This window comes from Streptomyces sp. NPDC012769 (assembly GCF_042901205.1).
In the GTDB taxonomy this organism is placed as follows: Bacteria; Actinomycetota; Actinomycetes; order Streptomycetales; family Streptomycetaceae; genus Streptomyces.
On sequence record NZ_JBIBCP010000001.1, the window covers coordinates 1,541,153 to 1,564,999 of the forward strand.

Here is a 23,847-nt window from a genome sequence, read left to right on the forward strand (position 1 = left end):
CCCGGTCCGTACGGTCCGCCAGCAGGTCTTCGGACTCGGGATCGCTCGGTCGGGGCGCCTTCCCGGCCCGATCGTCCCGGCCCAGTGGCGTCGTGCCCCGCCCGTCCCCCTCACCGCTGCGCGTCAGTTCCGGATTCGCACCGGATTCCCTGACCACCGTGCGTCACGCACGGGAGTTCGACTGGCCACCGCAAGCTACCACAGCCCAAGATCACGACCTGACGGTCCGGCACCCCGCCGCACCCCCGGCTCGCCGACGCCGCGACCCCGGCTCCCCCGTCCCTCACTCTCGCCCCACCCCTGCCGCACCCCTGCTTCCGGGTGCCCGCACGCATAGGGAACGCGGATCGGGGCACGTGCTGGGCGGAGGTGCGGTGATGGTCGACGCGCAGTTCGTGCCACGCCCCGACGCGGTTCCGGAGCCCCGTACGTACCGGCCCTCGTCGGGGACGGCGTGGGTGGTGCGCGAGCCCTCGCCGGAGCCGGGCGCGGTGGTCGTCCTGTCGGCGACCGGGGAGTTCGACGTGGAGACGGCCGGCTGCCTGCACGACGCGTTCGCCGACGCGCGGCTCGCCGAGCCGCGACTGGTCGTCCTCGACGTCTCCCAGGTCGGCTGCGGGGACTCCTCGTTCCTGCACGAGCTGGTGGCCGCGCACTTCGCCGACCACCGGTTGGTGCCGGCGGGGCCGTTCCCCCGGCGACTGCGTCGGCTGTTCGCGTTGACGGGGACACTGCGTCTCTTCACCATCGTCAAGGATCGCGCCGACCTGTGCTTCGCCTGATCATGGCGGTACCGCCGAGGACGGAAAGGAGCTGTGACCGCATGGGAGCCACGGAGGCAGCGGAGGACTTCGCGGGGCGGCTCGGCGTTCACGTCCTGGAGGGACGAAAACCCGGCACGGTCGTGCTGACTGTGACCGGCGAACTCGACCATGACACGGCGGCCCCCCTCAAGGAGGCGCTGGTGCGGCTCGACCGGTCCGGGCGCGTCGTCGTCGACTGCTCGGGCCTGCGGTTCTGCGACTCGACCGGTCTGAACGTACTGCTGAGGGCCCGGCTGCGGATGCTGGACGGCGGCGGGCGGCTCGACCTCGCCGGACTGCGCCCGCCGGTGGACCGGATGTTCGAGATAACGGGTGCGCGGGCGGTCTTCCGGGTGTACGAGAGCACCACCGCCGCCCTCGCGGACGCCCCGACAACAGACGGCTCACCAGCGGCGGAGGGATCATGAGGCGCGGGGACACCGCGGGGACCGGGAACACGGGTCACACCAGCCATACCAGCCACGACGGCTACAGCGGCCACAGCGGCCACGCCAGGGACTCCGGAGGCCTCGAAGGCGCGGGGAACCTCGCCCAGGGCCAGGTCCGGCGACTGCTGCTGCACGGCGCCGGCGGCGCGGTGACCCGCTGCCGGGACTTCACCGCGGCGGCACTCACCGACTGGGGCTGGCTGCCGGGGACGACGCCGGAGGAGCGGGAGCGCGCGGAGGACGTGCTGCTGATGGTGTCCGAGGTGGTGACCAACGCCTGTCTGCACGCCGGCGGACCGGAGCAACTGGTCCTGCGACAGTCCGAAGGGCATCTCCGGGTGGAGGTGTACGACGGGAATCCGGCCTCTCCCCGCTCCGACGTACCGCGCTCCCCCTCGCTGCCCGGCGGCCACGGTCTGATGGTGCTCGACCGGCTCGCCGGGGCGTGGGGCGCCGCGGCGAAGGACGACGGCGCCCCCGGCAAGGTGGTGTGGCTGGAGGTGGCCCTCCCGTCGGCGCCCCCGTGGGGGCGCGAGGACCGGCCGGGCGTTTGACCGGGCCCACAGGGGTAATCCGCAGCGCATGGTCATGGGAGAGGAGACCACCACCCGCCGATCGCTGCGGTACGAGCTGACGGAGGGGCCGGGTCTCGCGGCGGAGTGCCGCGACCTGACCCAGCGGGCCCTGGCCGCGTGGTTCGGCCGCGCGGGCGCGCGCGGGCGCGAACCGGTCGAGGACGTCCTGCTCCTGGTGTCCGAGGTCGTCACCAACGCCCGGACCCACGGCAGCGCTCCGTACGAGCTGTGCCTCGAAGGCCGTGACCGGGCGCTGTGGGTCCAGGTCAGCGACAGCAGCCCCGGCCGCCCGGTTCCGCGCGCCCCGCACCACGCCGGCCGGCCCTCGGGGCACGGGCTCTTCCTGCTCCAGCGGCTCTCGGCGCGCTGGGGTTCGGTGTCGCGGGGCCGCGGCGGCCAGACGGTGTGGTTCGAGGTGGACGTACTGCGTTAGCGGGCGGGGCCGGCGGACCGGCCGAATGCCGGGTGCCGGCCGCTCCGGAAGACCCGGTCCCGGGGCGGACCTAAAGTGGACGGGTAGGGCGCCCACCTGCGGACGAGGTCCTCCATGGCACAGCGCAGACCAGCACCCCGCGGCAGTCGCGGTCACGGCGGCGACGGCGGTCGTCGCGGCGACCACGCCCCCGGCGGCGGCAATGGGGGCGACCGGAGCGGATGGGGCGGCGACGGCACGGGCTCAGGCACCGGCTCCGGCACCGGCTCCCCGGCCGGCGAGGACGCCCTGCGCCGACTCCTCGCCGGGCTCACCGCCGTACGGGACGGAGATCTGTCGGTCCGGCTCACCGAGGGTTCCGACGGCGTCCTGGGCGAGATCGCGACGGTCTACAACGACATGGTCGACCGGCTCTCCCTCCTCACCTCGGAGGTCACCCGCGTCGCCGGCGAGGTGGGGGGGCAGGGACTGCTCGGCGGCCGGGTGCGCGAGCCCCTGGCGCGCGGGGCGTGGCGGGAGCTCACCAGCGGCGTGAACACGATGGCCGACAACCTGACCTCGCAGGTGCGCTCCATCGCCCAGGTGGCGACCGCCGTCGCCCGCGGCGACCTCACGCAGAAGATCCGGGTGGACGCGCGCGGCGAGATCCTGGAGCTGAAGGAGACCATCAACACCATGGTCGACCGGCTGTCCTCCTTCGCCGAGGAGGTCACCCGGGTGGCCCGCGAGGTCGGTACGGAGGGCCTGCTCGGCGGCCAGGCCCGGGTGGGCGGGGTCTCCGGCACCTGGAAGGACCTCACCGACAACGTCAACTCGATGGCCGACAACCTGACCAACCAGGTGCGCAACATCGCGCAGGTCACCACCTCGGTCGCCCAGGGCGATCTGACCAGCCGGATCGACGTGGCGGCCCGGGGCGAGATCCTGGAGCTGAAGACCACCATCAACACCATGGTCGACCAGCTGTCGTCGTTCGCGGCCGAGGTGACCCGGGTGGCCCGCGAGGTGGGCACGGAGGGGAAACTGGGCGGCCAGGCGGAGGTCGAGGGCGTCTCGGGGACCTGGGCGCGGCTGACCGAGAACGTCAACGAGCTGGCCGGGAACCTGACCCGCCAGGTGCGGGCGATCGCCGAGGTCACCAGCGCGGTCGCCGAGGGCGACCTGACCCGTTCCATCACCGTCGAGGCGCCCGGCGAGGTCGGCGAACTGCGCGACAACATCAACTCGATGGTCGAGTCGCTGCGGGCCACCACCCGCGCCAACGAGGAACAGGACTGGCTGCAGACCAACCTGGCCCGGATCACCGCCCTGCTCCAGGGCACCCGCCGGCTGCCCGAGATCGCCGAGCTGATCATGGCGGAGGTGCCGCCGCTGGTCTCGGCGCAGTACGGGGCCTTCTTCCTCGTCTCGGACGGCGGCGAGAACGGGCGGGAGTACGCCGGGGACGGTGAGGAGTGGGAGGGCCCCACCCTGGTCATGGCCGCCTCCTACGGGCTGCCCGTCGGCCCCGGCGGCCCGCGGCGCCGGTTCCGTTTCGGCGAGGGGCTGATCGGGCAGGCGGCCAGGGACCGGCGGACCCTGCTGGTCGATCCGGTGCCCCAGGGATACGCCACCGTCTCCTCGGGCGTCGGAAGCGCCGAGCCCGCCGCCCTCGTCGTGCTGCCGATCGTGGTCGAGGACCAGGTGCTCGGCGCCGTCGAACTGGCCTCGCTGCGGCCGTTCGGCGCGCTCCAGCGCGACTTCCTGGACCGGTTCGTGGTGAGCGCGGGCGCGGTCCTCAGCTCCCTGGTGGCCAACCTCCGCACCGACGAGCTGCTCGCCCAGTCCCGTACCCTCGCCGACGAACTGCGCTCCCGCACCCAGGAGTTGCAGGCGCGGCAGCGCGAACTCCAGCGGTCCAACGCGGAACTGCAGGAGCAGGCCGCGCTGCTCGCCGAGCGCAACAAGGACATCGAGTCGAAGAACCGGGTCATCGAGCAGGCCCGGCAGGAGCTGGAGACGAGGGCCCAGCAGCTGTCGCGCACCTCCATGTACAAGTCCGAGTTCCTCGCCAACATGAGCCACGAGCTGCGGACGCCGCTCAACAGCCTGCTGATCCTGGCCCGGTTGCTGGCGCAGAACCCCGAGGGCAACCTGACGGAGAAGCAGGTCGACTATGCCGAGGTGATCCACTCGGCCGGTTCCGACCTGCTCCAGCTGATCAACGACATCCTGGACCTGTCCAAGGTGGAGGCGGGCAAGATGGAGGTGCGGCGCGAGCCGTTCGCCCTGTCCAAGCTCATGGAGTCGCTGGGGGCGACCTTCGGCCCGATGGCGGACGAGAAGGGCCTCGAGTTCACGGTCTCGGTGGCCCCGGACATCCCGGCGTACCTCACCACGGACGAGGGGCGGCTGCGGCAGGTGCTGCGCAATCTGCTGTCCAACGCGATGAAGTTCACCGAGGTGGGCCGGGTCGAGCTCACCGTCGAGCACACGCCGCCGGACGAGATCCCCGCCGTGCTGCGCGACGGACGGCCGGTCCTCGCCTTCCGGGTCGCCGACACCGGCGTGGGCATACCCGCCGACCGGCTCCGCAACATCTTCGAGGCGTTCCAGCAGGGCGACGGCACCACCGCGCGCCAGTACGGCGGTACGGGCCTCGGCCTGTCCATCAGCCGGGAGGTGGCCACCCTCCTGGACGGCACCATCGAGGTCGAGAGCACCCCCGGGCGGGGCAGCCGTTTCACCTTCCACCTGCCCGAGCGGCCGGTGCCGCCCGAGCCCGGCGCGGGGACGGCGGCCGGCCCGGAGCAGCCGGCGGCCACCGCACCCGCCACCTCCCCCGCCACCGAACCGGCCGCCCCGCCCGCCGCCGCCGCCGACCGTACGGGCACCGGACGGGCCGGGGAACCCGAGAGGGCGCCGGAGCGGCCCGCCGCCACGGTGCTCGTCGTCGACGACGACGTCCGGAACGTCTTCGCGCTCACCGAGGTCCTGGAGTCGCACGGCCTGCGGGTGCTGACCGCCGACGGCGGCCGCCCGGCCATCGGACTGCTCGCGGGGCACGAGGAGGTCCGGCTGGTCCTGATGGACATCATGATGGCCGGCATGGACGGCTACCGGACCATCGAGGAGATCCGGCGGCTCCCGGGCCGCGAGGGCCTGCCGATCATCGCGGTCACCGCGAAGGCGATGCCGGACGACCGGGCCCGGGCCCTCGCGGCGGGCGCGGACGACTACCTCGCCAAGCCCGTCGACCAGACCGAACTGATGGTCAAGATCCGGCGGCAGCTGGGAGGCTGACCTCCCCGCGCCCGCCCCGCCTCTCTCACTCAGCCGGCGCGAGCTCCGCCGCCGGCGCCGGTGCCGGTGCCGGTGCCGGTGCCGCCGGAGTGGCCGCCGGGCCGCGCCCGCGCCCCGGCCTGGGGCCTGGCCCGGGACTGCGCGTCGGCCCAGGCCTCGGCTTCGGCCGCGGCCCAGGCCTCGCCGGGGCGCCTGACCCGGACCGCGACGATGCTCGTGTCGTCGTCCGTGTCCCCCAGCGCCGCGCCGAGCAGCCCGTCCACGAGCAGCTCCGGGCTCTCCCGGCCCGCCAGCCGCCCGGCCACCGCGACGAGCCGGGCGAGCCCCGGGCCCAGACCGTCATGGCGCCGCTCCACCAGGCCGTCGGTGTACAGCAGCAGCGTGTCGCCCGGCCGGAGCACCGTGCGCCGCTCCTCGTACGCGTACGAGGGCACCGCCCCGAGCAGGATGTCGTGCGGCGGTTCGAGCAGCCGCGCCCGGCCGTCCCGGATCAGCATGAGCGGCAGGTGGCCGGCGCTCGACCAGACGAGACCGCCGTCCTCGGGGTCGTACAGCGCGCACACGGCCGTGGCGGTGGCGCCGCCGCCGGTCCGCAGGGTGACCTCGTTGAGCCAGCTCATCAGCTGCCGGGGCGGACGGCCGGTGAAGGCCAGGGCCCGCTGGGCGTTGCGCAGGGCGACCATGCCGGTGACCGAGTCGATGCCGTGGCCCGCGATGTCGCCGACGGCCACCAGGACCTTGCCGCTGGGCAGCGGCAGCACGTCGTACCAGTCGCCGCCGACCTGGTACTCCTTGGCGGCCGGCCGGTAGCGGGCGGCGACGGCCAGGTCGCCGGGCAGCTCCCGCAGGGCCGTCACCTCCGGCACGATCGCCTGCTGGAGCTGGAGGGCGAGCTGGTGGCGCAGCTCGGCCTGGTCGCGGACGGCGGTGAGGTGGTCGAAGGTCGCCGTGAGGGCGAGCTCGGTGCGCCGGGTCGCCGACACGTCCTGGTACACGCCCACGAAACCGGTGACCGTGTCCCCTTCGAGCAGCGGCTCGGCCGCCACCCGCACATGGCGCACCAGACCGTCGGGGAGCACGATCCGCAGCACCGCCTGCGCGCCCGTACGGCGCTCCGTCAGCGTCCTGAGCAGCGCGGTCAGCGCCTCGCCGTCCTCGCGGTGGACCCTTCCGCGCAGCGCGAGCAGCGGCAGCGGCGCCTCATGGCGTGACATGCCGAACATCCCGTACGCCTGCTCCGACCACACCGTGTCGCCGCCGGTCAGGCTGTCCTGGAAGGTGGCGACGCTCTGCAGCCGGGCGACGGCGCGGCCGGCGGCGACGCCGGGGTCGCCGACGGTGTGCCACAGGACCACGGACCGGTTCGCCCCGGCCGGCAGGACGCGGACGTCGAGGAGAGGACCCGGCGCGCCGGCCGGGCGGCCGGACGGCAGCCGGGCGGCGTGCTGGGGGCGGTGGGTGTGGCGGGCGCGCCGCACCAGGCGGGCGAGCTCCTCGTGGGCGTGCGGGAAGGCGCGGTGCAGGGAGCGGTCGTCGGCGGGCAGTGCGCCGCCGAGGGCCGCGGCGGCGGCCTCGTTGACGTGGTCCACGAGGGGGGCGCCGGTGGTGGGGTGGGTACGGAGCAGGGCGCCGGGGTGGACGAGCGAGTCCAGGACGTCGACGAGGGCGGGGGCGCCGGGCTCCTCGGCGTCGGGCCGGTCGAGGACGGCGACGGCCACGTCCATCAGGCCGGTGACGGCCCGTCGTACGGAAGGGGTGAGCTCCACGGGGCCGGGCCAGCCGACCAGGGCCAGGCCCACGGTCGCCCCGCGCCGGCGCAGCGGCAGCACCGCCCTGGCCGCGTCCGGCCCGGCGCCGGGCAGCGGGCCCGCGTCGCCGGGGCCGTTCTCCAGCCACACGGGGACGTTCTGGGCGAGGGCGGCGCGGATCGGCGCCGGCGCGGCCGGCGGGATCGACCACCAGGCCACCGCCTCCGTCGCCCCGACCCCCGCCTGCCCGGCCAGCCGCAGACAGCCGGCCTCGGCGCACCGCCACAGCCACAGGCTCTGCGCGCCGAGCGGCTCCAGGCCGCCCTCCAGGAGCGTGCGGACGCCCTCGGTCACGCCGTCCGCGATCTCCGCCGCGGCGGCCGTGCGGCGCAGGCGGCGCCCCATGAGGGGCGGAAGGTCACCGGCCGGGAGGGCTTCGGCTCCGAGACCGGCGGCCGGTCCGGTCGGGGGTGCCGTGAGCGTGTCGCTCAGGGTGAGCAGGGGGTCCCCGGGGCTGGCGGACGCGTTCAGGACGTCGGCGGCGAGGTCCTCGGCCGAAAGACCGGTCGCCCCCGCCAGGGCGGCGAGGTGCTCGGCGGCGTCGGCGGTGGAGATGCCCAGCTGGACGGCGAGGACGCCGGTGGCGAGGTCGAGCAGATGACGGCGTACGAGTTCGGCCCGCAGCCTCCGGTTCTCGGCGGCGAGGCCGGCGAACGCTGACTCGGCCCAGGCGGCGGACGTGGTCGCGGACGCCTCGGCGGACTTCTCGGCGGACGTCTCCGCGGGCCCTGCGGAACGGGTCAAGACGACCTCCGGAACACGCGCTCGTGCCTCTTCGGAGTCTACCCGCGCCGTGCCGCGGACGGCCGGACGGAGAGGGCGGGCGGAGGGACGGCCGGAGGGTCGGGCGGACGGAGGGACGGCGCCGGGACGGACGAGGAGCCGGGACGTCGTGGCCGGGGGCTGCGAGGACGGTCCGGGTTGGGCCGACCGGATGAGGCGCGGCCGGAAGATCCGCTCCGCGCCGGAACCTTTCCCGCGCGCCGCCCCTCATCTTCGGTGAACGGGTCGGCCGGGGGCTTCCGGCCCCGTCGACCCGCCGAGGCTCGTCCCCACCCGAAGAAGAAGTCGAGGAAGCCTGTGCTCCGTTCGCCGCACCGACGCCTGGCCGTGGGCGCCGCTCTGTTCGCCGCGCTCGCCGGGGGTCTCGTCCCGGCCGCCCCCGCCTCCGCCGCCGCACCGACGCCCGCGCCCGCACCCGCACCCGCGCCTCAGGCGGATCCCGCGCCCGCGCCCGACATGAAGGGCGTGGTCGCCGCGCTCGAGGCCGCCATGGCCGAGGGCGCGCCCGGGGCGATGGCCCGGTACAGCGGTCCGGACGGCGTCCGGAGCCGTACGGTCGGGGTCCGGGACCGCGCCACGGGCGCGCCCATGGACATTCACGCCCGCTTCCGGATCGGCAGCGTCAGCAAGACGTTCTCGGCCGTGGTGCTGCTCCAGCTGGTGGAGGAGGGCCGGCTGAAGCTGGACGATCCGGTGAACCGCCTGCTGCCGGGGCTCCTGCCCGACGACCGGGTGACGGTCCGTCATCTGCTCACCCACCGCAGTGGTCTGGCGGACTACACGGACAAGATGTTCGAGCACACCGTCCCGGGCTTCGAGGCCGTGCGGAACCGGGTGTTCTCCTACCAGGAGCTCGTCGACCTGTCCCTCGCCGAGCCGCGCACCATCGAGCCGGGCGCCTCCTACGCGTACTCCAACACGAACTTCGTCGTGGTCGGCATGCTGATCGAGAAGCTCACGGGGCGGCCGGTGGCCGACGCGTACGAGCGCAGGATCATCAAGCCGCTGAAGCTGCGCGGCACTTCGTACGTGCACCCCGACACGCGGATCAAGGGGCTGCACGTCCGGGGTCATCTGCACCCGGACGAGGCGGGCGCTCCGCTCGTGGACTCCACCGAACAGACGGTGTCCTGGGCGCAGTCGGCGGGGGCCGTGCTGTCCACGCCGGCCGATCTGAACACCTTCATGAGCGCGCTGATGCGCGGCCGGCTGCTGTCCCCGGCGATGCTGGACGCCATGACGACGGTGACGCCGACGGAGCCCACGGGCGCCCGGGCGTACGGCCTGGGGCTGCGCCGCTACACGATGTCCTGCGGCGTCCAGGTGTTCGGCCACACGGGGACGGTGCAGGGCTACTACACGTACGCCTTCGCCACCCGGGACGGCCGGCGCAGCCTGTCGGCGCTGGCGAACACGTCGAACCACGGGGCCGCGAACACGGCCCTCGGCCGGACGCTGGAGGCCGCGTTCTGCGGCACCAAGCCCGAGGCGAAGGCGGAGGCGAGGAGCCTCGCGCCGGAGCGGGCGCGGGAGGAGGCGCCGGAGGGGGTCCTGGACCTGCCGGCGGAGCGTGATCTGCCCGAGCGCCACTGACGCGTAGACTCCGCGCGGTCGTGGACGGATCGAACGGCCGCGCGGGGTCGAGCGTGACGGAGGTCGGGGCATGGCGGCGTCGGGCATGACGGGGGGACGCAGGTGACGCAGATGACGGACGAACGCGAACCGTTCGCGTTGATGCGGGTCGTGGGAGCGTACGGCGGCGGTGTCGTCCTGGAGTTGGAGGACTCGTACGCGCCGGGCGTCCCCAGCGTCGAAGGGCAGCTCTCCGTGCACAGCGACTTCGTCGCCGGCGTCCTCGACACCAACGTCCTCCCCGAGGACCTGCCCGGCTGGGCCTGGGTCCTGGACGAGGTCGCCGCCGGACGCGACGCGGTGTGGCGGGAGTTCTCCCGCGCCCCGTCCGTCGGCATCCGTCTGGAGTGGCGGGAGGACGACCACGACGGGATCACGGTGACGGTCGCGGACCAGCAGACCACCCGGGTGTCCGTCACCCTCCACATGGAACGGTCCTGGATCGACGAGCAGCGCGCCCTGCTCGACCGGCTCCGGGCGGCGTGGGCGCACCTCCTGCCCAAGGACTGACCGGCCCGGCCCGGGCCCCGAGCCCGGGGACCGGGGCTTCGGGCTCGGGCCGCGCTCAGGGCATGACGCTCAGGACGTGGCGCTCAGGCCGCGTTCGGGCCCACGTCGGCCGTCGTCAGCGGACGGCGGACCGGGGCCAGGGTGGAGTACTCGTCGGCGCCGACGTCACGGCGGCCGCCGCGGGCGTGCCCGTCCAGGTCCTGGGTGACGGCGAGCTCGGTGAGCGTCGCCGCGTCGATCGCCGGGCTGTCCGCCGACAGCCGGTGCACCCCGTCGGTGTCCAGGCGCAGCCTCGGGTCGACCCGGCGGTAGCCGGCGGACGGCAGGGTGCCGTCGGCGGCGGCGCCCCAGAGGATGTTGCCCTGCCACAGGAAGCCGACGGTCTGGTCCAGGTCGACCAGGGTCCCGGTGCCCGAGACCAGGATGTTGTCGGCCACGACCACGTCGCTCGGCGCATAGGTCCGGCTCTCGCCGGAGAGCGTGCGCGCGTTGCCGACGAAGGTGTTGTGGGCGATCACCGCCCGGTCACAGGCGTCGTTGCCGCGCCGCTCCTCGGTGGTCTCGCCGGAGTGGTGGTCGCGGGTGGTGCCGCTGCCGATCACCAGGGCGCGGCCGGTGAGGCCGCCGAAGTAGTTGTTGACCACGAGGTGGTCGTTGCCGTAGAGGCGGACGCCCTCGACGCCGCCGAGGAGGTGATTGCCCTCGACGGTGGTGCGGTTGCCGTGGCGGAGCACGATGGCGCCCCGGCTGTCGCGGACCGTGTTGAAGCGGACGGTGTTGTCGGAGGACTTCACCGAGAGGGCCTCGGGGTCGCCGTCGCACCGCTCGAAGAGGTTGAACTCGACCACGGCGGAGGCGCTGGACAGGGCGCGGGAACTGACGCCGAGGCGGATCGGTTCGCCGCCGTTGGCGCCGGTGTAGGAGTGGTCGGAGAAGTGGTTGCGGAGGATCTGGGTCCGCTGGGCCATGGCGGTGCTGCCGGGGCCGTCCACGACGAGGAAGATGCCCTCGGTGGTCTTGTGGTGGAAGCGGTTCCGGTCGATCTTGGCGTCGTCGCCGCGTACGACCACCCAGTCGAGCCCCGCGGTGTCGGCGAAGCGGAGGTCGTTGCGGGTCAGCCGGATGCGCGGACAGTTCGCCGGGATCTCCAGGGTGGTGCTCTGCCGGAGCGCGAAGCCGCTGACGACGATGTCGCTGGAGTCGGAGAACACGAAGCCGCGTTCGCCCTGGAGCACCGCGCCGCCCCGGGACTCGGCGACGATCGTGATGGGCGCGGCGGCGGTGCCGTGGCGGCCGGAGACGGCGATGGCGCCGCCGGAGGGCACGGTGTAGGTGCCGTTGGCGAGGACGATCCGGTCACCGGGTATCGCGCGGTCGATCGCCCGCTGGAGCTCGCCGAGGGAGCCGACGGTGACGGTGGTCGCGGCGGAGGCCGTGGTGAAGGACGGCACGGTGGCGAGTGCCGTGCCGAGTGCGGTGCCGGTGAGGAACGTACGTCGTCGCATGATGCCCCTTGGGGGATGGCGGATGTGGTCCGCGCCAAGACTGGGGTACGCCCCTGTCGTTCCGCTGGCGTATCGCTAACGCACCCCGCCGTCCTCGCCGCCTGCGCGCAGCGAGGCGACCGTGGCCGCGAGCTCGGGCTCTGCGCCCAGGGTGTCCAGGGTGCCGGAGAGCACGTCGGCGTACGTGCCGCGGGCGTCCTCGTAGCGGCTGCGGCCCTCGGCGGTGATCACGGCGTAGACGCCGCGCTTGTCCGAGGGGCAGAGGTCCTTGAAGGCGTAGCCCGCGCCCTTGAGCCGGTCGACCAGGCGGGTGACCGAGGACTGGTTGAGCCCGATCCGGTCGGCGAGCTCCTGCATGCGCAGTTCGCTGTCCGGCGAGGCGGAGAGGTTCTCCAGGGCCCGGTACTCCGACAGGCCGATTCCGTGCCGGCGCTGCAGGGCGGTGGCGAGCTCGCGCTCCACGCGTGCGTGCACGGTGAGCACGCGCTCCCAGACGGCCTGGTCGCTCACCGAGTCGCTCACCTGGTCGCTCATCGGGCTCTCCTTCCAGGGGTTTGACAACAGGTTATATGACCATGCAAGCTCCTTGTTGACAGGAACTTGCACGTACAAGCATTCACATGGGGGTCCCCTTGTCCACCGATGTCGCACGCGCAGCGTCGGAAGTCCCTTCGGAGCAGGACGGGAGGAACAACCAGAACGTCGGCTGGGCCTGGCTGCTCTTCTCCTCCCTCTTCGAGATCACCTTCGCGCTGTCCACCGAGGCCACCCACGCCTTCACCCGCCTCGGCCCCTCCCTGCTCACCGCCGCCGCGGCCGCCTGCGGCATCTACACGCTGTCCCGTGCCCTGCGATACGTGGACGTCGGCGTCGGCTACACGGTCTGGGCGGGCATCGGCGGTGTCGGCACCGTCGTCTTCGGCACGCTCCTCTACGACGAGCCGATGACGATCTGGAAGGTCGTCGCGTTCGTCCTGATCATCGGCGGCGGTACGGCCCTGAGGGTCACCGACAAGATCGCCGCCGAGAAGGCCGGGAAGGCCGGGAAGGCCGAGAGGACCGAGAAGGCTGCCGCGGTCTGAACGCCCACGCCTGACGCCGGCAGTCCCGCCCCTCAGTCCCGCCCCTCCCCTTACCCACAGAGAGAGCCACGTCCCATGACCTGGGTGTTCCTCGGCATCGCCATCGTCTTCGAGATCCTCTTCGCGCTCGGCACCAACGCCACACAGGGCTTCACCCGCCTGTGGCCCAGCGTGCTGACCCTGCTCGCCGCCGCCGGCGGCATCTACACCTTGTCCCGTGCCCTGCTCGAGCTCGACGTCTCGGTCGGCTACACCCTCTGGACCGGCATCGGCGGCGTCGGCACCGTCGTCTTCGGTGCGATCCTCTTCAAGGAGAAGATCACCCTCGCCCGGCTGCTCTCCTTCGCGTCGATCATCGGCGGCGCGGTCATCCTGCGCGTGACCTCCGTCTGAGGCCCGCCGTGACCGATCCGGCGAAGGAAGCTGAGGCAGCGGAGGAAGCGAAGGGCCGGCTGATCGAGCGGGTGGCGGAAGCGGTCCGACTCAGCCGCGAGCACGTCGCCACCGGCGGCGGCGCGCAGTACCGCGAACGCCACCGGGCCGCCCTGCGGGAGGCCGAGGCCCACGGTGTACGGGTCGTGCCGACGATCCTGATCGGCGCCACCCGCCTGGAGGGCGTGCCGAGCGCGGCACGGATCCGCCGGGCGGTGCTGGACGAGCGGGCGCAACCGGACCTCGTACGCGACGGGCATGCTCCCCGGCCTCGTGGTCTCCGGTCTGGGGCACGGCATGATCTACACGGCGGTGTTCGTCGGCGGCGCGGCGGACGTCCCCGACGCCCACCAAGGCGTCGCGGGCGCACTGATGACGACCAGTCAGTACGCGGGCGGGGTGCTGGGCGTGGCCGTGCTGGCGATCCTCCTCGGTGACCGTCCGGCCGACGCCCGTTTCCTCCCCGCCTACCTCCTGGCCGCCGCGCTCGCCACGACCGGCGCGCTGTGGGCCTGGCGCGGTTTCTCCCCTCCGCCACGGGAGCGGGGACCCGCTGCGCGGCGAGTGAGCCGGCGTGAGCGCAAGTCGGTGGCGTGAGCCGGGAAGATCGGGGAGGCTCGTGCGCATGGTCTCGATATTGCAGAACGTGGCGATCGACTGTACGGATGCCTACGAGCTGGCTCGCTTCTGGAGCGGGGTGACCGGCCGTCCCCTGCACCCGGAGGACCGTCCGGGCGACCGGGAGACGCAGGTGACGCTGGCGGAGGGCACGGTGCTGTACTTCAACCAGGTCCCCGAGCCCAAGACGGTCAAGAACCGGATCCATCTGTGCCTGCGCCCCGAGACCTCGCGCGATCAGGAGGTGGACCGGCTGCTCGGTCTCGGCGCCGCCTTCGTCGCCGATCACCGCAACCCCGACGGTTCGGGCTGGGTCGTCCTCGCCGACCCGGAGGGCAACGAGTTCTGCGTACTGCGCAGCGAGTCCGACCGGGCCGCCGGCGCTTCCTGACAGGGCACCTCCCCCGCCCCCGACTGCCTCGTCAGGACGGGGCGAGGACGCAGAACTCGTGCCCCTCCGGGTCGGCGAGGCACGTCCACGGGACCTCGCCCTGGCCGAGATCGAGGTCGGTGGTGCCGAGGGCCCGCAGCCTGGCCACCTCCGCCGCCTGGTCGTCGCCGGGGTACGGCAGCAGGTCGAGATGGAGGCGGTCGGGCACGGTCTTCGCGTCGGGCGTGCGGAGGAATTCGAGATAGGGCCCGAGGCCCTTCGCGGAGCGCAGCACCGCACTGTCGTCGGTCACCTCGTGCAGCGTCCAGTCCGTCGCCTCGCCCCAGAACCGCGCCATGGCGCGCGGGTCCGCGCAGTCGACCACCACCGCGGCGATCGGCCCGGTGTCCCGGTAGATCTCCCGGGGCTCCAGCACGCAGAACTCGTTGCCCTCCGGGTCGGCGAGGACGGTCCACGGCACGTCGCCCTGGCCCACGTCGACGGGCGTCGCCCCGAGCGCCCGCAGGCGCTCGATCAACTCCGCCTGATGGGCGGGGGATTCGGTGGAAAGATCGAGGTGCAGCCGGTTCTTCGTGCCCGTCTTGCGCTCCGGCACGGGCACGGCGTCGAGTCCCAGGACGACCGGGTCCGGCCAGACGAAGCCGCCGACGGGTCCGACGTACGTGGTCACGCCGGGTCGGTACGCAGTCCAGCCGAGGGCCTCCGCCCAGAACCGCCCGACGGCCACGTGGTCGACGGCCTTGATGTTCACCTGCACGGGTCGCAGCGCCATGCCGCCGATCCTAGGCGCCGGCTCCGTCAGTCCTTCGACGCCCGATGCCTTCGGTCCCGGTCGGGGTTCCGTCCGGGGCGAAGGAGTCGCGGAAGGTGAAGGCGTGCGGCGCGGAGCCGTGGTGGTGGAGGCGCTCCAGCCTGGAAACCCCGTCCCGCCAGGTGGGTATCACGCCGTCGGAGACCCACCAGAACACGTGGTTGGGGTGCTCCGTCCTCTCGAACCAGTCGTAACGCCTGTTCAGCGCCTCACGGTGCAGACCGGTGTAGACGGCGTCGAAGGCGGGGCGCAGGCCGGTCCAGAGGGACAGGGTCGTGGCCAGGGCGGTGGTTTCCCGCGTACGGCCCTTGCCGTACCAGGTCGGTACGGCGAACTCGCCCCAGGCGCCCCAGTCGGCCTCGAAGAGCTCGCCCTGGTCACCGCCTTCCGCTTCGGCACGCGCGAGGTAGCCGGGGTGCCGGCTGATCTTCCGGTAGACGGCCTCACCGATCTCGTAGAACTCGCGCGTGCGAGGTGCGGGGTCGGCGAGAGGCGACTTCAGGACGCCGAAGGTGTACAAAGCGAGGTGGGGCATGCGTCTCTCCCTGGTCAGGGGTGCCTGGTGTTCCCGGTTCGGCGGCTCACGCGTCGGGGCGGGGGTTCGTGAAGGTAGCCGCCTCCACGGGCCCTGTCGAAGTTGCGTTTTCCCTGTCCACGTGGCCTCGCCGGTCACCACGAGAGGCCCTCTGTCGCACCGGCGGCGTGAACGACCGCCGCGGGATGTACGGCGTCGACCGCTACGCACCGGCTCCGTCGCCGGAAGGGGGCCAGTCGGGGGCGGGATCCGTGGGGAGGAGGGGGCGCAGGGCGCCCACGGCGGCGCCGACGCAGGCGTCGCGCAGTTCCTCGCGGTCACAGGTCTCGTGGGTCAGCCAGTCCACGCACAGCACCTGGACGAAGACGAGCCACGCCTTCAGCGCGGCGGACACGGCTTCGCGGGTGCGCGCGTCGGCGAGCGGCAGGACACCGAGCAGCCGGGCGCGCAGGGCGTCGAGTTCGTCCGTCATGATCGTCTGGATGACGGGGTCTCCGGCCAGCACCCGGTTCGCGGCCAGGACGGCGTGGCGGTTCGCGATGAAGTAGTCGAGGTGCGCGTTCCAGTCCCTGGGCGGCGTCGGCCGCCTGATCTCCCTGGCCGTCCACGGCTGGCCGCACTGGTTCCAGGTCGTCCTGACCGTGCTCGAACTGGTCTTCCCGCCCGTCTGGTTCTGGCTCGCGGACGCCGACGAGCGCGCCGTCCGCCACCGCCCCGCGACACCCGCCACCGCGTAGACGTCACCAGGTTCCCGCCTCGTACCCCGGCGCCCTCGCCGCCGAAGGGACCCACACCCGGCAGGGTCCCGGGCGACTGGAGTCGATCACATGACGCGCAGTCACCTCGCCCTCACCGCAATACTTCTGACCGCTCTGACCCTCTCCGCCTGCTCGACGGACAAGGCCCCGCAGGGCGAGGGGGCGCCGCCGCCCGCCGGGGCGCCGTCCGCGAGCGCGACGGGCACGGTGCAGCCCTTCAAGGACGACACCGACGTGCCGCTGACCCGGCAGCTGACCCGGGGCGAGCTCACCCGGGCGATCCCCGACGCCGAGGACGTGGTCCCCGGCTACTACACCGGCAGCCTGCACAAGAGCCTGCCGGGCGAGCCGGACGACTGCGCGCTCTCGGACGCCCCCGCGCCGGCGGGCTGGCAGCGGTCGGGCCGCGGCGAGTACGACTACCAGGGGTCGACCGTCTCGCGGGGAATCGACCTGGACGTCTGCCAGTTCGACACGGCCGCGCACGCGAAGGCGGCGTACGAGCGGTGGCAGGACAAGGACGAGACGGTTCCGGCCGGAACGCCCCGCAAGGTCGGGGAGGAGTCCGTCTTCCTCGCGCACACCGGATCGAGCGGCTCGGTCTACGGCTACAGCCGGTCCGGCACCGTCGTCGCCCGGGTCCGCGTCGAGGACGCGGGCCAGGACGCCACGGACGCCCATGACGTGCTGGCCGCCACGATCAAGCGCCTCCAGCAGGTCCAGGCGGGCCGCCGGGCGACGGCGACGGCGCCCGAGATCGCCGCGGCCGAGCGGGCCCGGGACCAGTAGGCCCGCTCGACCGGCGGTTCACCCGCGCGTACGGAGGATCAGGCGGGCACGAACCCGGCGCCGTACGCGTCGAGGGCATGGACCTACGCCTCGGCCGCCTGCGCCGCCTCGGCCAGGACACGGGCGAGTTCCCGGGGGCGGGTGGTCATCGGCCAGTGGCCGGAGTCCAGGTCCACGTAGTCGAGTTCGGCGGCGCGGGCGAGCTCCGGGCTCTCGCCGCCGGCGATCCACTCCTTCGCCTGGGCCGGGCTGAACTCGGGGCACACCAGCTGCACCGGCACGTCGAAGCGGCGCTCGTCGCCGAGCCGTACGGTGCCTCGGGCGACGGCCTCCGGGACGGGGACGGCGGCGGCCGCGAAGCGGCGCCGGGCCGCCTCGTCGAGGTCGGCCGAGTCGGGCCCTTCGAAGGGACCCCAGCCCGGGAAGGGCATGACGCCGTCCTCGATGGCGAAGAAGTCGGCGTAGGGGCGGCCGTCGGAGGCCGGGAAGCCGCCGATCAGGACCACCTTCGCCACCTTCTCCGGGCGGGCGTCGGCGGCCGTCCAGGCCAGGGTCGCCGCGGCCGAGTGCCCCACGACCAACGGCCTGCCGGGGGCGGCGTCCACGGCGTCGAGGACCGCCGCCAGCTGGTCGTCGAGGGTGGCGGAGCCGTTCCCGTCGCCCTGTCCGGGGAGGGCGACGGAAACGGGACGGTGGCCGAGGGCCGTGAGCTCCGGCACGACCTCGTCCCATGCGGAGCCGTCGAGCCACAGCCCGGCGATGAGCAGGATGTCCATGGGGCGGTCCTCCCGGAGGATGTGAGGGTCTGGGCCCCACGGACGCTATCGGGAGGGTCTGACAACGGCCCGACAACAGCCTGGCAACGGCCTGACAACAGGCTTCAGGCCGTGGCGGCGGCCGCCTTCGCCGCGGCGACGAAGGCGCGGACGCGGTCGTGGTCCTTGACGCCGGGTGCGGACTCGACGCCGCTGGAGACGTCGACGCCCCAGGGCCGGGCCCGGTCGATCGCCTCGGCGACGTTCTCGGGGGCGAGCCCGCCGGCCAGGAGCCAGGTGCCGTCGGGGCGGGCGGCGTCGAGGAGGGACAGGTCCCAGCGGGCGCCGGAGCCGGCGCGGGGCGAGTCGAGCAGGAGCACGTCCTCGCCGTGGGCGCCGACGCGGGTGTCGGGGCGCTCCTTGAGGGAGGTGGCCCGCCACAGGCGGGGGAAGACGCGGGCGGCCTGCTCGAAGTCGGCCTTGGTGTAGGGCCCGTGGAGCTGGAGGGCGTCGACGTCCAGGTCGCGGGCGAGCCGGGCGGCCTCTTCGGCGGGCGTGTCGTTGACGACGAGGACGGACAGCACGTGCGCGGGGGTGTGGGAGCGGGCGTGGGCGGCGAGCAGCGCGGCCGTGTCCCGGTCGAGGCCGCGGACGCTGGTCCCGCTGATCACCAGGCCGATCGCGTCGGCCCCGGCTTCGACGGCCACGTCGATGTCGGCGGTCGTGGCCAGCCCGCACACCTTGACGAACACTGTCTCTCCTCCGCGCCGCTCCCGCCGCCGGGTCACCGCCCGGCCGCCGTCTCCCGGCCGATCCTATGCCGCGCCGCTCCCGTGCCGCGCTGGTCCCTCTACGCTCCCTCGGTCTCCTCCGCCGGGGCGTCGGCGGCGTACGGGTGGACGTAGCGGTCCTCGCCGTACGGGGTGAACCAGGCGCCGAAGCCGAGGAGGGCGGGATCCTGGACGGCCGGGTCCCGGGCCGGGTCCGGTTCGCCGTGGACGTGGGCGAGGAAGCGGTCCAGGGCGGCGGTGACGTCGTCGTCCAGGAGGCCGTAGAGGTCGAGGGCCACGTGGGCCTGTTCCAGGAGGAAGCGCAGGACGAGCTCTTCGGCGAGGCAGCCGAGCCGTCGGAAGCCGCCGTCGGTGAACCGGGTGGTGAGCGCGACGGCGGTGACGAGGAAGCGGCGGGCGAACAGCTCGTCGTAGCGGTCCGCGTGCCGGTCGGGCAGCCGGTCGAGGTGCCAGAGGTGGCCCTGGCAGGCGGCGACGTGGGTGTCCTCCTCGGCGAGGGCCTGCACGTCGTCGTACAGCTCGTCGATGAGGATCTCCGCGCCGTGGACCAGGGCGCCGGCGGCGAGTTCGGCGGTGTCGGGGCTCGCGCCGAACACGGCCGGGTCGAAGGAGCGCAGTCGTACGGCCATGGCCCGTATCCCGGCCTCCGGGTCGGCGGTCTCCTCGATGACGTCGACCCACACCTCGTCGCCGCCCTCCCCACCGTCACCCCGGTCGCCGCGGCCGGCGTCGGGGGCGGCCGCGGCGTGCCGGGCCCGGCGGAGGGCGGGGTCGCCGGGCGGGGCGTCGGGCCCGTCGGCGGCCTCCAGGCTTTCCCACGCCCGTTCGGTGTGCAGTTTGACCTCGCTGTTCACCACCACCCACGCGGTCAGCGGCTCCGTGCGGTCCAGGATCTCCTGGGCCACGGCCCCCACCGCGTCCTCGGCGGCCTCGAGGGCCGGGGCCGCCACGGTCACCGTCAGTTCGGCGCCGCGCGGGTGGGCCGCGACGGCCACGTCGAAGACGTCCACCTCCACGCCGTCGGGCCCCTCGGCCCCGGCCACGGAGCCGAAGCCCCGCTCGATCAGCACGACGGCCCCGACCCGGCCCAGCTCGTCGAGGTCGGGGGCGTCGTCCGGTATGCACGTTTCCACGGTCACGACGTACGTCACGACGGCAAGGGTGCCAGGCGGGCACGGGCGGTTCGGGCCGATCGGGCAATCCCGTCCGGCGTTGACCTGCTCCTGACCGGGAACCGGTGCGGCTTCAGGTGGCGAGGAAGGCGCGGACGCCCTCGGCGACGGCCGCGTCGCCCAGGAGGGCGTTGTGGTCGAGGCAGCCGGCCGGGTGGTTGGCCGCGCCGGTGAGCGGGACGCTGTCGTCGGGGTTGATCACCTCGTCGCAGTCGGACCAGAAGGTGGCGTACGCGACCGGGCCCGGCGTCTCGTCGCCCTCGGCCAGCCGCTTCTGCACCCAGCTGCCGGGGGTCATGTCCCGGCAGGCCTGGTCCCACAGGGCGCAGGCCCAGGCGACGCCCGTGCCGTGGTTGGGGCCGGCCAGGGAGATCCAGTGGGCGACGGTGGTGGTGCCGCCGCCGTACTTCACGTACCAGCGGGTGGGCAGGCTGCCGAAGGAGTGGGCGACGACGTCGACCCGGTCGGCCCCGGTCCGCCGCCGGACCTCGTCGACGTACGCGGCGAAGCGGCCGGCGAGCACCTCGTTGACGGACTGGTGGCTGTCGTAGCCCCAGCGGAAGATCTCGCCCTCGCCGTAGCCGGCGGCCCTGAGCCGGGCGTCGAGGCCGCCCCAGACTCCGGGGTCGGCGTTGTAGCCGTGGACGAGGATGACCGGTCGGCGGGCCGCGGCGTCGGCGGCCGCGGCGGGGGCCGGGCCCGCGAGCATCCCGGCCAGGGCGGCGAGGCCGGCGAGCGCGGCGGACAGCACGGTGACGGGGCGACGCATCGACGGGCCTCCCGGGGCAGGCGGTGACGGGGCGGACGGCGACGGGGCGGAAGGCGACGAGCGGAAGGCCCGCACACCTTGTTGACGGACCGTCAGATCCTCGCCGCCCGTGATGTTACCGCCGGGAACCCGTCACCACAGCCCCCACGACAGCCCCCATGTCCGAAAACCCATCGCCCGTGTCCGGAACCACATGGGACCCCCCTGCCGCCCGCCAAAACGGTCGGGTTAGCATATGAGCACCGCCTAGCTCGAAAGATGCACTGTGACTGTCAACGAGGACTCGTTCACAAACTGGAAGAACCGCGAGGAGATCGCGGAGTCCATGATTCCGATCATCGGGAAGCTGCACCGAGAGCAGGACGTCACGGTCCTCGTTCACAGCCGCTCCCTGGTGAACAAGTCGGTGGTCAGCATTCTCAAGACCCACCGATTCGCCCGCCAGATCGCCGGCGAGGAGCTCTCGGTCACCGAGACCCTGCCGTTCCTGGAGACGCTGACCACCCTCGACCTGGGCCCGTCCCAGATCGACATCGGCATGCTCGCCGCGGAGTACAAGACGGACAACCGCGGCCTTTCGGTCGCGGAGTTCACCGCCGAGGCCGTCGCGGGTGCCACCGGTGCCAACAAGATCCAGCGGCGTGACGGCCGCGACGTCGTCCTGTACGGCTTCGGCCGCATCGGCCGGCTCGTCGCCCGCCTGCTGATCGAGAAGGCCGGCTCCGGCAACGGTCTGCGGCTGCGCGCCATCGTCGTGCGCGGCGGCGGCGAGCAGGACCTGGTGAAGCGCGCCTCGCTGCTGCGCCGTGACTCCATCCACGGCCAGTTCCAGGGCACCATCACCGTCGACGAGGCCAACGGCACGATCATCGCCAACGGCAACACGATCAAGGTGATCTACGCCAACGACCCGTCCGAGGTCGACTACACGGCGTACGGCATCGAGAACGCCATCCTCATCGACAACACGGGCAAGTGGCGCGACCGCGAGGGTCTGTCGAAGCACCTGCGCCCCGGCATCGACAAGGTCGTCCTGACCGCGCCCGGCAAGGGTGACGTGCCGAACATCGTGCACGGCGTCAACCACGACACGATCAAGCCGGACGAGCGGGTCCTGTCCTGCGCGTCCTGCACCACGAACGCGATCGTTCCCCCGCTCAAGGCGATGGACGACGAGTTCGGCGTGCTGCGCGGTCACGTGGAGACCGTCCACTCGTTCACGAACGACCAGAACCTGCTGGACAACTACCACAAGGCGGACCGCCGCGGCCGTTCCGCGCCGCTGAACATGGTCATCACGGAGACGGGTGCCGCCTCCGCCGTGGCCAAGGCGCTGCCCGAGCTGAAGGCGCCGATCACCGGCAGCTCGATCCGCGTCCCCGTCCCGGACGTCTCGATCGCGATCCTGAGCCTGCGCCTGGGCCGCGAGACCACCCGCGAGGAGGTCCTCGAGTACCTCCGCGACGTCTCGCTGCACTCGCCGCTGAAGCGTCAGATCGACTTCACCACGGCTCCCGACGCGGTCTCGATGGACTTCGTCGGTTCGCGCCACGCCTCGATCGTCGACGCCGGCGCGACCAAGGTCGACGGCGACAACGCGATCCTGTACCTGTGGTACGACAACGAGTTCGGCTACTCCTGCCAGGTCATCCGGGTCGTCCAGCACGTCTCGGGTGTCGAGTACCCGACCTTCCCGGCTCCGGCGGTCTGATCCCAGGGGTCCGATCCGAAGGGTCCGGTCGAAACGGTCCGGTACGAACGGCGGTGGGGCTTTTGCCCCGCCGCCGTTCGGCGTTTCAGGGCGCGGCCGTCGGCCAGTGGCGGTGCAGCGCGTCGATGTGGAAGACGTGGGTGTGCCCGCCGGCGGCCCCGGCCAGATGCGGGTGGTCGGCCGGCAGCTCCGGGTGGGTGTGCGGCAGGGCGACCGGATCCGCACGAGGCCACAGCCGGGCCGCGGCGAGGGCGGCCAGCAGCGCGAGCCCGCCGAGGAGCGCCGCCGGGAGGGCCGGAGAGGTGCGGGCGGTGAGCCAGCCCGCCAGCGGATAGGTGAGCAGCCAGCAGGCGTGGGCGAGGGAGAAGCGGGCGGCGAAGGCGGCGGGGAGGTCGGCCGGGTCGGCGGAGCGGCGCAGCAGCCGGCCGCCCGGGGTGAGGACCGCGGAGGTCGCGGCCCCGGCGAGCAGCCAGGCCGCGAGCAGGCCGGACCACGGCAGGGCACCGCCCGGCCTCGCCGCCGGGGCCGCGAGGCCGAGGGCGAGCGCGCCGAGGACCACCGGGAGCGCGAAGGCGCCGGTCAGCATGACGTGCCGGTCGTCGACCCGGTCCAGGAGGCGGGGCAGCAGCAGCGCGACGACCATGGAGCCCGCTCCGTACGCGGCGAGGGCGAGGGGCACGTCGCCGTCCGGGCGGCCCAGGGTGTCGCGGACCAGGGTGACGGTGCCGACCAGGACCATGGCGCCGGCCGCGGCCACCCCCAGGTCCAGGGCGACCAGGGCGCGCAGCCGGGGGGTGGCGAGCACCAGCCGCGCGCCGAAGCCGGCACCGACGCCGCCACCGGACGCCGGTGGGCGAGGGCGCGGGTGCGGCAGGACCACGGAGAGCACCAGCGCCGCCGAGGCCAGGAAGCCGGTCGCCGTGCCGGCGAAGAGCCAGGGGTACGGGACGAGGGCGAGGAGCGCGGCGGCGAGGGCCGGGGAGGCGAGGCTCTCCAGGTCGTAGGCGAGCCGGGAGAGGGACAGGGCCTCGGTGTACGGGCGTTCGTCGGGCAGCACCTCGGGGACGGTGGCCTGGAAGACGGGGGTGAAGGCGGCGGAGGCGGTCTGGAGCAGCACGATCAGCGCGTAGACGTGCCACACCTCGCTCACGAAGGGCAGGGCGAGGGCGGCGCAGGCGCGGGCGAGGTCCGCCGAGACGAGCAGGGTGCGGCGCGAGACGCGGCCGGCCAGGGCCCCGGCGAGCGGCGCGACGGTGACGTAGGCCGCCATCTTCAGGGCGAGCGCGGTGCCCAGGACGGCGGAGGCGTCGGCGCCTGCGAGGTCGTACGCGAGCAGGGCGAGGGCGACGGTCGCGAGGCCGGTGCCGAGGAGGGCGACGACCTGGGCGGTGAAGAGGCGCCGGAAGGTGGGCTCGCGCAGCACGGACAGCACGGTTCCACGGTAGCGACATGT

Annotated in this window: 24 protein-coding genes, 1 pseudogene and 1 riboswitch; of the genes and pseudogenes, 14 read left to right on the plus strand and 11 right to left on the minus strand. The window is 73.6% G+C overall.

Annotated features, from left to right (window positions below; all coding sequences use genetic code 11):
- Nucleotides 1–2 precede the first annotated feature (2 nt).
- Nucleotides 3–201, minus strand: a riboswitch (cobalamin riboswitch).
- 176 nt (nt 202–377) lie between these two features.
- The 5 genes from ACFY7C_RS06910 to ACFY7C_RS06930 all read left to right on the plus strand — a co-directional run bounded on the left by ACFY7C_RS06910 (nt 378) and on the right by ACFY7C_RS06930 (nt 5,542).
- Complete coding sequence (locus ACFY7C_RS06910) at nt 378–782, plus strand: STAS domain-containing protein (RefSeq protein WP_389644828.1); 405 nt, start codon at nt 378–380, stop codon at nt 780–782.
- Between the two features lie 41 nt (nt 783–823).
- Complete coding sequence (locus ACFY7C_RS06915; protein WP_389644831.1) at nt 824–1,231, plus strand: STAS domain-containing protein; 408 nt, start codon at nt 824–826, stop codon at nt 1,229–1,231.
- Nucleotides 1,228–1,806 (plus strand): ATP-binding protein, encoded by a 579-nt coding sequence (locus ACFY7C_RS06920; protein ID WP_389644834.1) that lies wholly within the window; start codon nt 1,228–1,230, stop codon nt 1,804–1,806. The genes ACFY7C_RS06915 and ACFY7C_RS06920 overlap by 4 nt, the downstream gene beginning before the upstream one ends.
- Nucleotides 1,807–1,840: 34 nt before the next feature.
- Nucleotides 1,841–2,260 carry an ATP-binding protein gene (locus ACFY7C_RS06925; protein ID WP_389644837.1) on the plus strand — a complete coding sequence of 140 codons (420 nt, stop codon included), beginning with the start codon at nt 1,841–1,843 and terminating at the stop codon, nt 2,258–2,260.
- Between the two features lie 114 nt (nt 2,261–2,374).
- Nucleotides 2,375–5,542: a HAMP domain-containing protein gene (locus ACFY7C_RS06930; RefSeq protein WP_389644841.1), complete on the plus strand. Its 3,168-nt coding sequence runs from the start codon at nt 2,375–2,377 to the stop codon at nt 5,540–5,542.
- 29 nt (nt 5,543–5,571) lie between these two features.
- Here ACFY7C_RS06930 and ACFY7C_RS06935 read toward each other — a convergent pair whose 3' ends face one another.
- On the minus strand, nt 5,572–8,094 hold the full coding sequence (locus tag ACFY7C_RS06935) for a SpoIIE family protein phosphatase (RefSeq protein ID WP_389644844.1): 2,523 nt from the start codon (nt 8,092–8,094) through the stop codon (nt 5,572–5,574).
- Between the two features lie 336 nt (nt 8,095–8,430).
- Here ACFY7C_RS06935 and ACFY7C_RS06940 point away from each other — a divergent pair, with 336 nt between their 5' ends.
- Nucleotides 8,431–9,726, plus strand: a complete 1,296-nt coding sequence (locus ACFY7C_RS06940) for a serine hydrolase domain-containing protein (RefSeq protein ID WP_389644847.1) — start codon at nt 8,431–8,433, stop codon at nt 9,724–9,726.
- A gap of 111 nt (nt 9,727–9,837) precedes the next feature.
- Nucleotides 9,838–10,275, plus strand: coding sequence for a DUF5959 family protein (locus tag ACFY7C_RS06945; RefSeq protein ID WP_389644850.1), 438 nt, complete (start codon nt 9,838–9,840; stop codon nt 10,273–10,275).
- A gap of 83 nt (nt 10,276–10,358) precedes the next feature.
- Here ACFY7C_RS06945 and ACFY7C_RS06950 read toward each other — a convergent pair whose 3' ends face one another.
- Nucleotides 10,359–11,780, minus strand: coding sequence for a chondroitinase-B domain-containing protein (locus tag ACFY7C_RS06950; RefSeq protein ID WP_389644853.1), 1,422 nt, complete (start codon nt 11,778–11,780; stop codon nt 10,359–10,361).
- Nucleotides 11,781–11,855: 75 nt separating this feature from the next.
- Nucleotides 11,856–12,314 carry a MarR family winged helix-turn-helix transcriptional regulator gene (locus ACFY7C_RS06955; protein WP_389644856.1) on the minus strand — a complete coding sequence of 153 codons (459 nt, stop codon included), beginning with the start codon at nt 12,312–12,314 and terminating at the stop codon, nt 11,856–11,858.
- A gap of 86 nt (nt 12,315–12,400) precedes the next feature.
- On the opposite strand from ACFY7C_RS06955, the gene ACFY7C_RS06960 reads away from it, so the two are divergent.
- From ACFY7C_RS06960 to ACFY7C_RS06975, 4 genes are all read left to right on the plus strand, one after another.
- Nucleotides 12,401–12,862 carry a DMT family transporter gene (locus ACFY7C_RS06960; protein WP_389644859.1) on the plus strand — a complete coding sequence of 154 codons (462 nt, stop codon included), beginning with the start codon at nt 12,401–12,403 and terminating at the stop codon, nt 12,860–12,862.
- A 75-nt stretch (nt 12,863–12,937) separates the two neighbouring features.
- Nucleotides 12,938–13,255 (plus strand): DMT family transporter, encoded by a 318-nt coding sequence (locus tag ACFY7C_RS06965; RefSeq protein WP_389644862.1) that lies wholly within the window; start codon nt 12,938–12,940, stop codon nt 13,253–13,255.
- A gap of 297 nt (nt 13,256–13,552) precedes the next feature.
- Nucleotides 13,553–13,891: a hypothetical protein gene (locus ACFY7C_RS06970; protein WP_389644864.1), complete on the plus strand. Its 339-nt coding sequence runs from the start codon at nt 13,553–13,555 to the stop codon at nt 13,889–13,891.
- A 28-nt stretch (nt 13,892–13,919) separates the two neighbouring features.
- Nucleotides 13,920–14,303 carry a VOC family protein gene (locus ACFY7C_RS06975; protein ID WP_389644865.1) on the plus strand — a complete coding sequence of 128 codons (384 nt, stop codon included), beginning with the start codon at nt 13,920–13,922 and terminating at the stop codon, nt 14,301–14,303.
- Between the two features lie 31 nt (nt 14,304–14,334).
- Here the strand turns inward: ACFY7C_RS06975 and ACFY7C_RS06980 are convergent, their stop codons facing one another.
- The 3 genes and pseudogenes from ACFY7C_RS06980 to ACFY7C_RS06990 all read right to left on the minus strand — a co-directional run.
- Entirely contained in the window at nt 14,335–15,075 is a 741-nt protein-coding gene (locus tag ACFY7C_RS06980) for a VOC family protein (protein WP_389644867.1), read from the minus strand.
- Nucleotides 15,076–15,085: 10 nt separating this feature from the next.
- Nucleotides 15,086–15,649: a DUF3291 domain-containing protein gene (locus ACFY7C_RS06985; RefSeq protein WP_389644868.1), complete on the minus strand. Its 564-nt coding sequence runs from the start codon at nt 15,647–15,649 to the stop codon at nt 15,086–15,088.
- Nucleotides 15,650–15,851: 202 nt separating this feature from the next.
- Nucleotides 15,852–16,211: pseudogene (locus tag ACFY7C_RS06990) on the minus strand (TetR/AcrR family transcriptional regulator); the annotation flags it as partial.
- 34 nt (nt 16,212–16,245) lie between these two features.
- Here ACFY7C_RS06990 and ACFY7C_RS06995 point away from each other — a divergent pair.
- Entirely contained in the window at nt 16,246–16,386 is a 141-nt protein-coding gene (locus ACFY7C_RS06995) for a DUF4345 family protein (protein WP_389646042.1), read from the plus strand.
- A 90-nt stretch (nt 16,387–16,476) separates the two neighbouring features.
- Nucleotides 16,477–17,196 carry a hypothetical protein gene (locus ACFY7C_RS07000; protein WP_389644869.1) on the plus strand — a complete coding sequence of 240 codons (720 nt, stop codon included), beginning with the start codon at nt 16,477–16,479 and terminating at the stop codon, nt 17,194–17,196.
- Nucleotides 17,197–17,279: 83 nt separating this feature from the next.
- Here the strand turns inward: ACFY7C_RS07000 and ACFY7C_RS07005 are convergent, their stop codons facing one another.
- The 4 genes from ACFY7C_RS07005 to ACFY7C_RS07020 all read right to left on the minus strand — a co-directional run bounded on the left by ACFY7C_RS07005 (nt 17,280) and on the right by ACFY7C_RS07020 (nt 20,683).
- Nucleotides 17,280–17,972 (minus strand): alpha/beta fold hydrolase, encoded by a 693-nt coding sequence (locus ACFY7C_RS07005; RefSeq protein ID WP_389644871.1) that lies wholly within the window; start codon nt 17,970–17,972, stop codon nt 17,280–17,282.
- Between the two features lie 104 nt (nt 17,973–18,076).
- Nucleotides 18,077–18,703, minus strand: a complete 627-nt coding sequence (locus ACFY7C_RS07010; protein WP_389644874.1) for a phosphoribosylanthranilate isomerase — start codon at nt 18,701–18,703, stop codon at nt 18,077–18,079.
- 98 nt (nt 18,704–18,801) lie between these two features.
- Entirely contained in the window at nt 18,802–19,893 is a 1,092-nt protein-coding gene (locus ACFY7C_RS07015) for a hypothetical protein (RefSeq protein ID WP_389644877.1), read from the minus strand.
- Nucleotides 19,894–19,987: 94 nt separating this feature from the next.
- Nucleotides 19,988–20,683: an esterase/lipase family protein gene (locus ACFY7C_RS07020; protein WP_389644880.1), complete on the minus strand. Its 696-nt coding sequence runs from the start codon at nt 20,681–20,683 to the stop codon at nt 19,988–19,990.
- A 265-nt stretch (nt 20,684–20,948) separates the two neighbouring features.
- On the opposite strand from ACFY7C_RS07020, the gene ACFY7C_RS07025 reads away from it, so the two are divergent.
- Nucleotides 20,949–22,394, plus strand: a complete 1,446-nt coding sequence (locus tag ACFY7C_RS07025) for a glyceraldehyde-3-phosphate dehydrogenase (RefSeq protein ID WP_389644894.1) — start codon at nt 20,949–20,951, stop codon at nt 22,392–22,394.
- Between the two features lie 85 nt (nt 22,395–22,479).
- Here the strand turns inward: ACFY7C_RS07025 and ACFY7C_RS07030 are convergent, their stop codons facing one another.
- Nucleotides 22,480–23,826 (minus strand): MFS transporter, encoded by a 1,347-nt coding sequence (locus tag ACFY7C_RS07030; protein WP_389644897.1) that lies wholly within the window; start codon nt 23,824–23,826, stop codon nt 22,480–22,482.
- Between the last annotated feature and the right edge of the window lie 21 nt (nt 23,827–23,847).

What these genes read in the sequence shown, in the direction of transcription:
- ACFY7C_RS06950 (WP_389644853.1), bottom strand. Translation starts at nt 11,780, where the DNA reads ATGCGACGACGTACGTTCCTCACCGGCACCGCACTCGGCACGGCACTC.
- ACFY7C_RS06915 (WP_389644831.1), top strand. Translation starts at nt 824, where the DNA reads ATGGGAGCCACGGAGGCAGCGGAGGACTTCGCGGGGCGGCTCGGCGTT.
- ACFY7C_RS06945 (WP_389644850.1), top strand. Translation starts at nt 9,838, where the DNA reads ATGACGGACGAACGCGAACCGTTCGCGTTGATGCGGGTCGTGGGAGCG.
- ACFY7C_RS07005 (WP_389644871.1), bottom strand. Translation starts at nt 17,972, where the DNA reads ATGGACATCCTGCTCATCGCCGGGCTGTGGCTCGACGGCTCCGCATGG.
- ACFY7C_RS06980 (WP_389644867.1), bottom strand. Translation starts at nt 15,075, where the DNA reads ATGGCGCTGCGACCCGTGCAGGTGAACATCAAGGCCGTCGACCACGTG.
- ACFY7C_RS06920 (WP_389644834.1), top strand. Translation starts at nt 1,228, where the DNA reads ATGAGGCGCGGGGACACCGCGGGGACCGGGAACACGGGTCACACCAGC.
- ACFY7C_RS07020 (WP_389644880.1), bottom strand. Translation starts at nt 20,683, where the DNA reads ATGCGTCGCCCCGTCACCGTGCTGTCCGCCGCGCTCGCCGGCCTCGCC.
- ACFY7C_RS06960 (WP_389644859.1), top strand. Translation starts at nt 12,401, where the DNA reads ATGGGGGTCCCCTTGTCCACCGATGTCGCACGCGCAGCGTCGGAAGTC.
- ACFY7C_RS06930 (WP_389644841.1), top strand. Translation starts at nt 2,375, where the DNA reads ATGGCACAGCGCAGACCAGCACCCCGCGGCAGTCGCGGTCACGGCGGC.
- ACFY7C_RS06970 (WP_389644864.1), top strand. Translation starts at nt 13,553, where the DNA reads ATGCTCCCCGGCCTCGTGGTCTCCGGTCTGGGGCACGGCATGATCTAC.
- ACFY7C_RS06965 (WP_389644862.1), top strand. Translation starts at nt 12,938, where the DNA reads ATGACCTGGGTGTTCCTCGGCATCGCCATCGTCTTCGAGATCCTCTTC.
- ACFY7C_RS06955 (WP_389644856.1), bottom strand. Translation starts at nt 12,314, where the DNA reads ATGAGCGACCAGGTGAGCGACTCGGTGAGCGACCAGGCCGTCTGGGAG.
- ACFY7C_RS06985 (WP_389644868.1), bottom strand. Translation starts at nt 15,649, where the DNA reads ATGCCCCACCTCGCTTTGTACACCTTCGGCGTCCTGAAGTCGCCTCTC.
- ACFY7C_RS06925 (WP_389644837.1), top strand. Translation starts at nt 1,841, where the DNA reads ATGGGAGAGGAGACCACCACCCGCCGATCGCTGCGGTACGAGCTGACG.
- ACFY7C_RS07000 (WP_389644869.1), top strand. Translation starts at nt 16,477, where the DNA reads ATGACGCGCAGTCACCTCGCCCTCACCGCAATACTTCTGACCGCTCTG.
- ACFY7C_RS06910 (WP_389644828.1), top strand. Translation starts at nt 378, where the DNA reads ATGGTCGACGCGCAGTTCGTGCCACGCCCCGACGCGGTTCCGGAGCCC.
- ACFY7C_RS06975 (WP_389644865.1), top strand. Translation starts at nt 13,920, where the DNA reads ATGGTCTCGATATTGCAGAACGTGGCGATCGACTGTACGGATGCCTAC.